At 66.8% G+C, this 13,411-nt stretch carries 11 protein-coding genes; all 11 read left to right on the top strand.

Annotated features, from left to right (window positions below; genetic code table 11):
• Positions 1 to 509 precede the first annotated feature (509 nt).
• The 11 genes from DID96_RS04735 to aspS all read left to right on the top strand — a co-directional run bounded on the left by DID96_RS04735 (position 510) and on the right by aspS (position 13,335).
• Positions 510 to 4,538: a DUF3683 domain-containing protein gene (locus tag DID96_RS04735; protein ID WP_124598102.1), complete on the top strand. Its 4,029-nt coding sequence runs from the start codon at positions 510 to 512 to the stop codon at positions 4,536 to 4,538.
• Between the two features lie 31 nt (positions 4,539 to 4,569).
• Entirely contained in the window at positions 4,570 to 5,013 is a 444-nt protein-coding gene (locus tag DID96_RS04740; protein ID WP_124598103.1) for an HIT family protein, read from the top strand.
• On the top strand, positions 5,010 to 5,423 hold the full coding sequence (locus DID96_RS04745; protein WP_124598104.1) for a gamma-butyrobetaine hydroxylase-like domain-containing protein: 414 nt from the start codon (positions 5,010 to 5,012) through the stop codon (positions 5,421 to 5,423). The genes DID96_RS04740 and DID96_RS04745 overlap by 4 nt, the downstream gene beginning before the upstream one ends.
• A 52-nt stretch (positions 5,424 to 5,475) precedes the next feature.
• The gene (gene ubiE / locus DID96_RS04750) at positions 5,476 to 6,207 is read left to right on the top strand and encodes a bifunctional demethylmenaquinone methyltransferase/2-methoxy-6-polyprenyl-1,4-benzoquinol methylase UbiE (protein ID WP_124598105.1); all 732 of its coding nucleotides are present in this window, start codon (positions 5,476 to 5,478) and stop codon (positions 6,205 to 6,207) included.
• 41 nt (positions 6,208 to 6,248) lie between these two features.
• Positions 6,249 to 7,256, top strand: a complete 1,008-nt coding sequence (locus DID96_RS04755) for a Tim44 domain-containing protein (RefSeq protein ID WP_124598106.1) — start codon at positions 6,249 to 6,251, stop codon at positions 7,254 to 7,256.
• Between the two features lie 162 nt (positions 7,257 to 7,418).
• Positions 7,419 to 8,045 (top strand): SCP2 domain-containing protein, encoded by a 627-nt coding sequence (locus tag DID96_RS04760; protein ID WP_124598107.1) that lies wholly within the window; start codon positions 7,419 to 7,421, stop codon positions 8,043 to 8,045.
• Between the two features lie 12 nt (positions 8,046 to 8,057).
• Positions 8,058 to 9,635 (top strand): ubiquinone biosynthesis regulatory protein kinase UbiB, encoded by a 1,578-nt coding sequence (gene ubiB, locus DID96_RS04765; RefSeq protein WP_124598108.1) that lies wholly within the window; start codon positions 8,058 to 8,060, stop codon positions 9,633 to 9,635.
• A 22-nt stretch (positions 9,636 to 9,657) separates the two neighbouring features.
• A complete protein-coding gene (locus tag DID96_RS04770; RefSeq protein WP_124598109.1) occupies positions 9,658 to 10,311 on the top strand; it encodes an SAM-dependent methyltransferase in 654 nt (217 codons plus the stop codon).
• Positions 10,312 to 10,430: 119 nt separating this feature from the next.
• The gene (locus tag DID96_RS04775) at positions 10,431 to 10,757 is read left to right on the top strand and encodes an FmdB family zinc ribbon protein (protein ID WP_124598110.1); all 327 of its coding nucleotides are present in this window, start codon (positions 10,431 to 10,433) and stop codon (positions 10,755 to 10,757) included.
• A 61-nt stretch (positions 10,758 to 10,818) separates the two neighbouring features.
• Positions 10,819 to 11,472: a DUF502 domain-containing protein gene (locus tag DID96_RS04780; protein WP_185732173.1), complete on the top strand. Its 654-nt coding sequence runs from the start codon at positions 10,819 to 10,821 to the stop codon at positions 11,470 to 11,472.
• A gap of 60 nt (positions 11,473 to 11,532) precedes the next feature.
• Positions 11,533 to 13,335 (top strand): aspartate--tRNA ligase, encoded by a 1,803-nt coding sequence (gene aspS / locus DID96_RS04785; RefSeq protein ID WP_124598112.1) that lies wholly within the window; start codon positions 11,533 to 11,535, stop codon positions 13,333 to 13,335.
• Positions 13,336 to 13,411: the final 76 nt, after the last annotated feature.

The following is a 13,411-nucleotide window of genomic DNA, read 5'->3' on the forward strand; positions in this document are numbered from 1 at the left end:
GGCCGCTTGAGCCGGGCTGCCGCAGCGCCCCGCCGGGGCAGGGGCGGCTTTCCGTGTCGCGCCAATCGTGTCCCAATCGCGTTCCGACGCCGGCTTAACCGGACGGTTACCGACCGGCCGGACGGCGAATGGTGCCCCGAAACCGCTTCGAGCCCCGGCCGGCGGGCGTTCCGGCGATATCCCCACAGCCGCGCCGACGTCTCACGCTAGGCCCGATCATGGGGTAGAATTTCGTTTTGAATCAAGGATCGGAAGATGCAGAGGCACCCTCGGATCGCCCTTTTGAAGCCGTCGCCGCGCGCAGCCAGCCCCGCGGCGGAACGGCATGCGCGCCGCGCGCGATCGTGCTGATGGCTCCGAGCGCCACCAGGCGGCGCCGACCCGGAGTCGCGCTCCGGCCCCATGCAAGGCATCCCGTCGCCCGGTAACAGAACAGATTTCCCCAAGATTGCGCCCACGCGCTTGCCGACGCCGCTGTCCGGTGCATCGGCCCCTCGAGTCGTCCGAACATGAACGCACCACAAGTTTTCGATCCGCATGGCGCGCCCGCCGCCGTCGCCGCCGACCCCGCGCCCCGTCTGCGTGAGATTCCGTACAACTACACCTCGTTCTCCGATCGCGAAATCGTGATCCGCCTGCTGGGCGAGCAAGCCTGGGCCGTGCTCGACGAGCTGCGCGCCGAGCGCCGCACGGGCCGCTCGGCCCGGATGCTGTACGAAGTGCTGGGCGACATCTGGGTCGTGCGCCGCAACCCGTACCTGCAGGACGACCTGCTCGACAACCCGAAGCGCCGCGCGCTGCTGATCGAGGCGCTGAACCACCGGCTGACCGAAATCGAGAAGCGCCGTCGCGCCGACCTGACCGCAAACCAGGACGACGCCGCCCGCGAGCGCGCAACGCGTGTCGGCATGCTCGAGGCCGCCGCGCAGCGCGCGGTCGACGAGTTCGCGGAAGAATTCGACAAGATGGCCGAGCTGCGCCGCCGCGCGACCAAGGCGCTCGGCCGCTGCACGCAGAAGGACAACATCCGCTTCGACGGGCTGTCGCGCGTGTCCCACGTGACCGACGCGACCGACTGGCGCGTCGAATACCCGTTCGTCGTGCTGACCCCGGATACCGAAGCCGAAATCGCGGGCCTCATCAAGGCCTGCTTCGAGCTCGGCCTGACGGTGATCCCGCGCGGCGGCGGCACCGGCTACACGGGCGGCGCGGTGCCGCTCACGCCGTTCTCGGCGGTGATCAACACCGAAAAACTGGAACAGCTCGGCGCGGTCGAGCTGACCGAGCTGCCGGGCGTCGCGCACAAGGTGCCGACGATCTTCTCCGGCGCGGGCGTCGTCACACGCCGCGTGACCGAGGCGGCCGAAGCGGCCGGCTACGTGTTCGCGGTCGATCCGACGTCGCTCGACGCGTCCTGCATCGGCGGCAACGTCGCGATGAACGCAGGCGGCAAGAAGGCCGTGCTGTGGGGCACCGCGCTCGACAACCTGGCCTGGTGGCGGATGGTCGACCCGGACGGCAACTGGCTCGAAGTCACGCGCCACGAGCACAACCAGGGCAAGATCCACGACATCCCGGTCGCGCGATTCGAGCTGAAGTGGTTCGACGGCGCGTACGCGCCGGGCGAGAAGCTGCTGAAGAGCGAGATGCTCGAGATCGAAGGCCGCCGGTTCCGCAAGGAAGGCCTTGGCAAGGACGTCACGGATAAATTCCTGGCGGGCCTGCCGGGCGTGCAGAAGGAAGGCTGCGACGGGCTGATCACGTCCGCGCGCTGGGTGCTGCACAAGATGCCCGCGCACACGCGCACCGTCTGCCTCGAATTCTTCGGCCAGGCGCGCGAGGCGATCCCGAGCATCGTCGAGATCAAGGACTACCTGTTCGAGACGTCGAAGCAGGGTGGCGCGATCCTCGCGGGCCTCGAGCACCTCGACGAGCGCTACCTGCGCGCGGTCGGCTATGCGACCAAGAGCAAGCGCAACGCGTTCCCGAAGATGGTGCTGATCGGCGACATCGTCGGCGACGACGCGGACGCGGTCGCGCAAGCGACGTCCGAAGTGATCCGGATGGCCAACGGCAAGAGCGGCGAGGGTTTCGTCGCGGTCAGCGCGGAGGCGCGCAAGCGCTTCTGGCTCGACCGCAGCCGCACGGCCGCCATCGCGAAGCACACCAACGCGTTCAAGATCAACGAGGACGTCGTCATCCCGCTGAACCGGATGGGCGAGTACACCGACGGCATCGAGCGGATCAACATCGAGCTGTCGCTGAAGAACAAGCTGCAGCTCGTCGACGCGCTGGAAGCGTTCTTCACGAGCGGCAACCTGCCGCTCGGCAAGACCGACGACGCGAACGAGATCCCGAGCGCCGAGCTGCTGGAAGACCGTGTGCAGCAGGCGCTGGAACTGCTCAAGCGCGTGCGCGCGCGCTGGGAATTCGTGCGCGACCGCCTCGACCAGCCGCTGCGCGAGGCGCAGCACTACCTCGTGCAGCTCGGCTATGAAGCGCTCGCCGAGAAGTTCGCGGACCGCGTCGACGCGCAGCCGGGCGTGAACGTGTTCCACATCACGCAGGACCGCACGGTGCGGATCTCGTGGAAACAGGAGATCCGCGCGGAGCTGCGCGCGATCTTCAACGGCGGCGCGTTCAAGCCGATCCTCGACGAAGCGCAGGCGATCCACAAGCAGGTGCTGCGCGGCCGCGTGTTCGTCGCGCTGCACATGCACGCGGGCGACGGCAACGTCCACACGAACATCCCGGTCAACTCCGACAACTACGAGATGCTGCAGGACGCGCACGCGTCGGTCGCACGCATCATGACGCTCGCGCGCTCGCTCGACGGCGTGATCTCCGGCGAGCACGGGATCGGCATCACGAAGCTCGAATTCCTGACCGACGACGAGATCGCCGAATTCCGCGCGTACAAGCAGCGCGTCGATCCGAACGGCCGCTTCAACAAGGGCAAGCTGCTCGAGGGCGCGGACCTGCGCAACGCGTACACGCCGAGCTTCGGGCTGATGGGCTACGAGTCGCTGATCATGCAGCAGTCCGACATCGGCGCGATTGCCGATTCGGTGAAGGACTGCCTGCGCTGCGGCAAGTGCAAGCCGGTGTGCGCGACCCACGTGCCGCGCGCGAACCTGCTGTACAGCCCGCGCAACAAGATCCTCGCGACGTCGCTGCTGATCGAGGCGTTCCTGTACGAGGAGCAGACCCGCCGCGGCGTGTCGATCAAGCACTGGGACGAGTTCAACGACGTGGCGGACCACTGCACGGTCTGCCACAAGTGCGCGACGCCGTGCCCGGTGAAGATCGACTTCGGCGACGTGACGATGAACATGCGCAACCTGCTGCGCAAGATGGGCAAGAAGAAGTTCAATCCGGGCAGCGCCGCGGGCATGTTCTTCCTGAACGCGACCAGTCCGCAGACGATCAACGCCGCGCGCAGCGTGATGATGGGCGTCGGCTACAAGGTGCAGCGCTTTGCGAACGACATGCTGAAGAACGTCGTGAAGAAGCAGACCGCGCACCCGCCGGCAACGACCGGCAAGCCGCCCGTCGTCGAGCAGGTGATCCACTTCGTCAACAAGAAGATGCCGGGCAACCTGCCGAAGAAGACGGCGCGCGCGCTGCTCGACATCGAGGACAACAAGATCGTGCCGATCATCCGCGACCCGAAGTCGACGACCGTCGATTCGGAAGCGGTGTTCTACTTCCCGGGCTGTGGCTCCGAGCGCCTGTTCTCGCAGGTCGGGCTCGCGACGCAGGCGATGCTGTGGGAAGCGGGCGTGCAGACCGTGCTGCCGCCGGGCTACCTGTGCTGCGGCTATCCGCAGCGCGGCGCCGGCCAGTACGACAAGGCCGAGAAGATCGTCACCGACAACCGCGTGCTGTTCCACCGGGTCGCGAACACGCTGAACTACCTCGACATCAAGACGGTGGTCGTGTCGTGCGGCACCTGCTACGACCAGCTTGCCGGCTATGAATTCGACAAGATCTTCCCGGGCTGCCGGATCATCGACATCCACGAGTTCCTGCTCGAGAAGGGGATGAAGCTCGACGGCGTGACGGGCACGCGCTATATGTATCACGACCCGTGCCACACGCCGATCAAGACGATGGACCCGGTCAAGCTCGTCAACGAGCTGATGGGTTCGGAAAAGGACGGCTACAAGATCGAGAAGAACGAGCGATGCTGCGGCGAGTCGGGCACGCTCGCGGTCACGCGCCCGGACGTGTCGACGCAGGTCCGCTTCCGCAAGGAAGAGGAGATCAGGAAGGGTGCGGCAAAACTGCGCAGCATCCCGGTCGTTGCGGGCGGTGCGCCGGCGCCGGCCGCCGGGGTTGCGAACGGCGGCACGGACGTGAAGATCCTGACGAGCTGCCCGTCGTGCCTGCAGGGCCTGTCGCGCTACAACGAGGACGCGAACATCGAGGCCGACTACATCGTGGTCGAGATCGCGCGCCAGGTGCTCGGCGAGAACTGGATGGCCGACTACGTCGCACGCGCAAACAATGGCGGGATCGAGCGCGTGCTGGTCTAATGCGGGCTTGATCGCAAGACTGGAGCCGACGATGGAATGCGTGTTTTGCCGTGAAGACGGCGGCGAGGTACTGTGGCGGGACGGCGCGCTGCGCGTCGTCCTCGCGACGGGCGAGCACGACTACCCGGGCTTCTGCCGGGTGATCTGGGGCACGCACGTCGCCGAGTTCTCCGATCTCGGCGACGCCGAGCGCGCGCGCGTGATGGATGTCGTCTGCGCGGTCGAGCGCGCGGTGCGGCGCGTGATGCGGCCGAACAAGGTGAACCTCGCGAGCCTCGGCAATATGGTGCCGCACGTGCACTGGCACGTGATCCCCCGCTTCTCGAACGACGCGCATTTTCCGCAGCCGGTCTGGGCGCCGCGGCAGCGCAGCGTGTCCGACGCGCTGCTGCGCCAGCGCACCGCGCAGGCGTCGTTGTTGCACAATGCGGTACGTGAAGAGATTCAACGACTGACCGATTCGAGGCAGCCATGAGCGGTTTGACTTCCACGACCCCGATTCCGTCGGGCGTCGTCGTGCACGCGGTGTCGCGCGTGCTCGAATTGCAGTACCCGAACGGCGAGAACTACCGGATCCCGTTCGAGCTGATGCGCGTCTATTCGCCGTCGGCCGAGGTGCGCGGCCACGGGCCGGGGCAGGAAACCCTGCAGACCGGCAAGCGCGAGGTGACGATCACCGCGCTCGAGGGCGTCGGCAACTACGCGCTGCAGCCGACCTTCTCCGACGGCCATTCGACCGGCATCTATTCGTGGGACCTGCTGTACGAACTGGCGACACACCAGGATGCGCTGTGGCGCGACTATTTCGACAAACTGAAGGCGGCGGGCGTCGATCGCGATGCCCCGATGCCGGCGGCGGGCACGCCGCACGGCCACTGCCACTGAACGACGGCGCCGGCTCTCGGCGCCGTCTTGCCTTTTACTGAGGATCAACGCGATGAGCAAAACCCACTTCGGCTTCGAAAGCGTCGAGGAAAACGATAAAGCGAAGAAAGTGGCGGGCGTGTTCCATTCGGTCGCGAGCAACTACGATCTGATGAACGACCTGATGTCGGCCGGCATGCACCGCGCGTGGAAGGCGTTCACGATCGCGCAGGCGAACGTGCGCCCCGGCTACAAGGTGCTCGACATCGCGGCCGGCACGGGTGACCTGACCAAGGCGTTCGCGAAGGCTGCCGGGCCGACGGGCGAGGTCTGGCACACGGACATCAACGAATCGATGCTGCGGGTCGGCCGCGACCGGCTGCTCGACAAGGGCATCGTGACCCCGTCGCTGTTGTGCGACGCCGAGAAGATTCCCTTTCCGGACAACTACTTCGACGTGGTCACGGTCGCGTTCGGGCTGCGCAACATGACCCACAAGGACGCCGCGCTCGCCGAGATGCGCCGCGTCGCGAAGCCGGGCGGCCGCGTGATGGTGCTCGAATTCTCGAAAGTCTGGGAGCCGCTGAAAAAAGCGTACGACGTGTATTCTTTCAAAGTGTTACCGTGGCTTGGCGACAAGTTCGCGAAAGATGCCGACAGTTATCGGTATCTTGCCGAATCGATCCGGATGCATCCCGACCAGGACACGCTGAAGACGATGATGGAACAAGCAGGCCTCGATGCCGTCAAATATTACAATTTGTCAGGTGGCGTGGTAGCTTTACACCTTGGAACCAAGTACTAAGGGGTTCTTTCCATACATTTGCCTTACATCTGGAGAAACTGATGTCCGAATCGCGTACGTTGTTCAACCGTAGCAAGCCGTCGAAGCCGTGGGCCCGACGGGTCGGCACGCTGCTGATGGTCGGCCTGCTCACGGCCGGCACGTTCGCATCGCTCGACGCCGAAGCCAAGCGCGTGGGCGGCGGGCGCAGCATCGGCCGCCAGAATTCCAGCGTCACGCAGCGCCAGGCGACGCCGCCCGCGCAGCAGCCGATGCAGCAGGCCGCACCGTCGCAGGCGCAACGTGCGCCGGCCGCGCCCACGCCCACGCCGGCCGCGCCCAACCGCTCGCGCTGGCTCGGGCCGATCGCCGGCCTCGCGGCCGGTCTCGGCATCGCGGCGCTGCTGTCGCATTTCGGCCTCGGCGGCGCGTTCGCCAGCATGATGTCGAACCTGATCGTGATCGCGCTGCTCGCGGCCATCGGCATCTGGCTGATCCGCAAGCTCATGAACCGCCGTCGTTCGAACGAGCCCGCGTACTCGGTGGGCAGCTCGGCGTCGGCTTCGGGCAATTACTCGCAGGGCCAGTCGTTCCAGGCCGGCAACGGCAGCAGCTATGCGAACGAAGCGCAGGGCGTGTTCGGCGGCGGTGCCGCAACGGCAGCGGCGGCAGGTGCGGCGGCTGCGCCGCTGCAAGTACCGGCCGGCTTCGACACCGAAGCGTTCCTGCGCAGCGCGAAGGTCTACTTCGTGCGCCTGCAGGCCGCGTGGGACCAGGGCAACCTCGCCGACATCCGCGAATTCACGACGCCGGAAATGTTCGCCGAGATCAAGATCGATCTCGACGCGCGCGGCAACGAGGTGAATCAGACCGACGTCGTGCAGCTCGACGCCGAGCTGGTCGCGATCGAGGACCGCGGCATCGAGCAGTCGGCGAGCGTCCGCTTCCACGGCCTGATCCGCGAAGCGGCCAGCGCGCCGGCCGCACCGTTCGACGAAGTGTGGAACCTGACGAAGTCGGGCGGCCACGGCTGGTTGCTCGCGGGCATCCAGCAGCTCAATACGCATTGAGCGCCGGGCGGCGAGGCCTGCCAGGCCAGCCGTCCCGGGCGGCCCCGCTGCGACCGCTTGCCGCTTGGGCATACGGTATGACGAGGGCGCCGACCGATCCGACGTTACAATAGAAACCCGCGTGGGCGTCCGGCCCGCGCGGGTTTTTTCTTTCCCAGCCCGATGACCTTTGCCGCCAAGCCTTTTGCTGCTGCTGTCAATCATCTGCTCGCGCGTGAATCCTGGGCGCGTGACCGCCTGATGCCTTACGCGGGCAAGACCGCCCGACTCGACGTGCCGCCCGTCACGCTCACGCTGCTGGTGCAGCCGGACGGCTATCTTTCCGCAGTCGATGCGCAGGACGCGCAGCAGGTCGACGTGTCGATCGCGCTTGCCGGCGACACCGTCGCGATGTTCCTGCAGGGCGGACAGGCGGCCGTGATGAAGCACGTGAAGATCGAGGGCGACGCGGAGTTCGCGACGCAGATCGCGAAACTGGCCGAGCATCTGCGCTGGGAACCGGAAGAAGATCTCGCGAAGCTGGTCGGCGACGCGGCGGCGCACCGGATCGCGACGGTCGTGCGCGACGCCGGTGCCCGCGCACGCCGCGCCGGCCGCAATATGCTCGATTCTGTCGCCGAGTATTGGCTCGACGAGAACCCGCAAGTCGTCAGGCGTGTGTCGCTCGCGGGCTTCGACGCCGAGCTGGCGCGTGCGCGCGACGCGCTCGCCCGCGTCGAGAAGCGGATCGAGCGACTCGAACAAAAAACCGGCGTACGTGCGGGCGGCAGCCCTCGCGGCACGCACTGAGGGCCGCTGGGCATGCGTATTTTCCGTTTCATCAAGATTCTCTACACCGTCATCCGCTTCGGCCTCGACGAGGTGATGCTGTCCCGGATCGACGACCGCCGCGTGAAGCTGCTGCTGCGGATCACGACGATCGGCCGCCGCTATTCCGATCCGCCCGCGGTGCGGCTGCGCCGCGCGCTCGAAAGCCTCGGCCCGATCTTCGTGAAGTTCGGCCAGGTGCTGTCGACGCGCCGCGACCTGCTGTCGGTCGATTTCGCGAACGAGCTCGCGAAGCTGCAGGACCAGGTGCCGCCGTTCGAGTCGTCGGTCGCGATCGAGCTGATCGAGAAGGCGCTCGGCGCGCCGGTCGACGAGCTGTTCGACGAATTCGAGCGCGAGCCGGTCGCGAGCGCGTCGATCGCGCAGGTGCATTTCGCGAAGCTCAAGCTGGGCGCGCACGCGGGCAAGGCGGTCGCGGTGAAGGTGCTGCGCCCGAACATGCTGCCCGTCATCGATTCCGATCTCGCGCTGATGCGCGACATCGCGACGTGGACCGAGCGCGTGTGGGCCGACGGCCGGCGCCTGAAGCCGCGCGAGGTCGTCGCCGAATTCGACAAATACCTGCACGACGAGCTGGACCTGATGCGCGAGGCGGCGAACGGCAGCCAGCTGCGCCGCAACTTCGCGGGCCTCGACCTGCTGCTCGTGCCCGAAATGTTCTGGGATTTCTCGACGTCGACCGTGCTCGTGATGGAGCGCATGTCGGGGGTGCCGATCAGCCAGGTCGAGACGCTGCGCACGGCGGGCGTCGACATCAAGAAGCTTGCGCGCGAAGGCGTCGAGATCTTCTTCACGCAGGTGTTTCGCGACGGCTTCTTCCACGCGGACATGCACCCCGGCAACATCCAGGTGAGCCTCGACCCGAACACGTTCGGCCGCTACGTCGCGCTCGATTTCGGGATCGTCGGCGCGCTGTCCGATTTCGACAAGAACTACCTCGCGCAGAACTTCCTCGCGTTCTTCAAGCGCGACTACCACCGCGTCGCGACGCTGCACCTCGAGTCGGGCTGGGTGCCGCCGGACACGCGCGTCGAGGAGCTAGAGAGCGCGATCCGCGCGGTGTGCGAGCCGTATTTCGACCGCGCGCTGAAGGACATCTCGCTCGGCCAGGTGCTGATGCGCCTGTTCTCGACGTCGCGCCGCTTCAACGTCGAGATCCAGCCGCAGCTCGTGCTGCTGCAGAAGACAATGCTGAACGTCGAGGGGCTCGGCCGCTCGCTCGATCCCGAACTCGACCTGTGGAAGACCGCGAAGCCGTATCTCGAGCGCTGGATGACCGAGCAGATCGGCCTGCGCGGCTGGTATGAGCGCTTCAAGGTCGAGGCGCCGCAATGGAGCAAGACGCTGCCGCAACTGCCACGCCTGATCCACCATGCGATCGCCGCGCGCCACGACGCGCCGCGCGCCGCGAGCGAGGAGCTGATGCGACAGATCCTGGTCGAGCAGAAGCGCACCAACCGGCTGCTGCAGGCGTTGCTGATCTTCGGCCTGGCGGTGGGGGTCGGCGCGCTCGCCGCGCGCGTGCTGCTCGCGGTGGCGTACGGCGCCTGACGGAAACGAAGGAGGCATGGCGATGTCCGACCCGACTCGCGAGAACGCACCGGCTGCGCCGGCCGTGCCCGGCCCCGCGGATTTTTCGACGCGCGACCCGGGCGACGCATCGTTCTGGGATGAGCGCTTCGCGCGCGGCATGACGCCGTGGGAATTCGGCGGCGTGCCCGACGGCTTTCGCGCGTTCGCGAGCCGGCGCGGCGCGAGCGCTGTGCTCGCGGTGCTGATTCCCGGCTGCGGCAGCGCGCAGGAAGCAGGCTGGCTCGCGCAGGCCGGCTGGCCCGTGCGTGCGATCGATTTTGCCGCGCAGGCGGTCGCGGCTGCGCGGGCGCAGCTCGGCGCGCACGCAGACGTCGTCGAGCAGGCGGATTTCTTCGCGTATGCGCCGCCGTTTGCGGTGCAGTGGGTGTACGAGCGGGCGTTTCTGTGCGCGCTGCCGCGCGACCGGCGTGCCGATTACGCGGCGAAGATGGCCGCGCTGCTGCCGGCGGGCGGCGTGCTGGCCGGCTATTTCTTTATCGGCGCGACGCCGAAGGGACCGCCGTTCGGCATCGATCGTGCGGAACTCGACACGCTGCTCGCGCCATACTTCGAACTGGTCGAGGATCTGCCCGTTGCCGATTCGCTGCCCGTGTTCGACGGGCGCGAGCGCTGGCTCACGTGGCGCCGCCGCTGAAGCCGGGCACTGACACCGGTACTGACGCAGGTACGTCGGGCAGTTGCCGGGGTGCGCCGAGGTTTCGGATATAATTCAAGGTTTTGCAAGCCGTTTCCAGTTTCTGCGGGAAAAATATCATGCCGATCTACGCCTATCGATGCGAAGCGTGCGGTTTCGCGAAGGACGTGCTCCAGAAGATGCGCGACGCGCCGCTGTCGCAGTGTCCCGAATGCGGGAAGGATGCATTTCGCAAGCAGCTGACCGCTGCGGGCTTTCAGCTGAAGGGCTCGGGTTGGTATGTCACCGATTTCCGCGGCGGCTCGGGCGGCACCAGCGCACCGGCCGCCGCAACCGCGTCGGGCGACGCGGCGCCGGCTGCAGCGGCGAGCGCGACGGACGGTGCGGCGAGCGCCGCTCCGGCGTCCACGCCCGCGCCGGCCGCGACGCCTGCGGCCACCAGTTGACTGTCGCGGCCCGGCCGGGCCGCGCTCAATCCGCGCCGGCGGCGCGGCACTTTGACGGCAGATGATGAAAAAGACGACCCTGAAATCGGTGTTTCTGACCGGCCTGCTGGTTCTCGTCCCGCTCGCGATCACGCTGTGGGTGCTCGGTCTCATCATCGGCACGATGGACCAGACGCTGCTGCTGCTGCCGGAATCGTGGCAGCCCGAGCGGATGCTCGGCTTCCACCTGCCGGGGATCGGCGCGCTGCTGACGCTCGCGTTCATCTTCGTCGTCGGTCTCGCGACGCGGAACTTCATCGGCCAGAAGCTCGTCACGTGGTGGAACGCGGTGGTGCGCCACATTCCGGTGGTCGGGCCGATCTACACGAGCGTCAAGCAGGTGTCGGACACGCTGCTGTCGAGCAGCGGCAATGCGTTCCGCAAGGCGCTGCTGATCGAGTATCCGCGCCGCGGCTCGTATACGATCGCGTTCCTGACCGGCACGCCCGGCGGCGACGTGCTCAATCATCTGACGGAAGAATACGTGAGCGTCTATATCCCGACGACGCCGAACCCGACGTCGGGCTTCTTCCTGATGCTGCCGAAAAGCGAAGTCATCGAACTCGACATGTCGGTCGATGCCGCGCTGAAGTACATCGTCTCGATGGGCGTGGTGGCGCCCCCGGCGCCGGCTCCGGCGCCCGCGCGCCGTCCCCCCGTCGAGCCGCCGCTGTAAATCATTGCCCGGGCCGCGCGTTGCGGCGCCCGTTGATCAAACCGAACGAAAGCAAACATCATGTCGATGCGAACTGAATACTGCGGTCTCGTGACCGAACACCTGCTGGGCCAAACCGTGTCGCTGTGCGGCTGGGTGCAGCGCCGCCGCGATCACGGCGGTGTGATCTTCATCGACCTGCGCGATCGTGAAGGCCTCGTGCAGGTGGTGTGCGACCCGGATCGCGCGGAGATGTTCGCGACCGCCGAAGGCGTGCGCAACGAATTCTGCGTGCAGGTGAAGGGCCTCGTGCGCAACCGTCCGGAAGGCACGATCAACGCCGGCCTGAAGAGCGGCAAGATCGAAGTGCTGTGCCACGAGCTGACCGTGCTGAACGCGTCGGTCACGCCGCCGTTCCAGCTCGACGACGACAACCTGTCGGAAACGACGCGCCTCACGCACCGCGTGCTCGACCTGCGCCGCCCGCAGATGCAGCACAACCTGCGCCTGCGCTACCGCGTCGCGATCGAGGCGCGCAAGTACCTCGACGAGCAGGGCTTCATCGACATCGAGACGCCGATGCTGACGAAGAGCACGCCGGAAGGCGCGCGCGACTACCTCGTGCCGTCGCGCGTGAACGCGGGCCAGTTCTTCGCGCTGCCGCAGTCGCCGCAGTTGTTCAAGCAGCTGCTGATGGTCGCGAACTTCGACCGCTACTACCAGATCACCAAGTGCTTCCGCGACGAAGACCTGCGTGCCGACCGCCAGCCGGAATTCACGCAGATCGACTGCGAGACGTCGTTCCTCGGCGAGCAGGAAATCCGCGACCTGTTCGAGGACATGATCCGTCACATCTTCAAGACGACGATCGACGTCGAGCTGGATGCGAAATTCCCGGTCATGCCGTACTCGGAAGCGATGGCGCGCTTCGGCTCGGACAAGCCGGACCTGCGCGTGCAGCTCGAGTTCACCGAGCTGACCGACGCGATGAAGGACGTCGAGTTCAAGGTGTTCAGCACGCCGGCCAACGCGAAGGACGGCCGCGTCGCGGCGCTGCGCGTGCCGAAGGGCAGCGAGCTGTCGCGTGGCGACATCGACGGCTACACCGAGTTCGTGCGCATCTACGGCGCGAAGGGCCTCGCGTGGATCAAGGTTAACGAGAAGGCGAAGGGTCGTGACGGCCTGCAGAGCCCGATCGTCAAGAACCTGCACGACGCGTCGATCGCGGCGATCCTCGAGCGCACCGGCGCGCAGGACGGCGACATCATCTTCTTCGCGGCGGACCGCGCGAAGGTCGTCAACGACAGCCTCGGCGCGCTGCGCCTGAAGATCGGCCACTCGGAATTCGGCAAGGCGAACGGCCTCGTCGAAGCGGGCTGGAAGCCGCTGTGGGTCGTCGATTTCCCGATGTTCGAATACGACGACGAAGACGCGCGCTACGTCGCCGCGCACCACCCGTTCACGAGCCCGAAGGACGAGCATCTCGAGTACCTCGAGACGGATCCGGGCCGCTGCCTCGCGAAGGCGTACGACATGGTGCTGAACGGCTGGGAAATCGGTGGCGGCTCGGTGCGTATCCACCGCGAGGAAGTGCAGAGCAAGGTGTTCCGCGCGCTGAAGATCGGCGCGGAAGAGGCGCAGCTGAAGTTCGGCTTCCTGCTGGACGCGCTGCAGTACGGCGCGCCGCCGCACGGCGGTATCGCGTTCGGTCTCGACCGCATCGTCACGATGATGGCCGGTGCCGATTCGATCCGCGACGTGATCGCGTTCCCGAAGACCCAGCGCGCGCAATGTCTGCTCACGCAGGCACCGAGCCCGGTCGACGAGCGCCAGCTGCGCGAGCTGCACATCCGCTTGCGCCAGCCGGAGCAGCCGAAGGCGTAATGCTCGCTTCGGTCTGAACGCGCGCGTGGCGACACGCGCGCCGCATGATGAAAAAGGCGCAACCGTGCGCCTTTTT

This window comes from Burkholderia sp. Bp8963 (genome assembly GCF_003854275.1).
GTDB lineage: Bacteria > Pseudomonadota > Gammaproteobacteria > Burkholderiales > Burkholderiaceae > Burkholderia.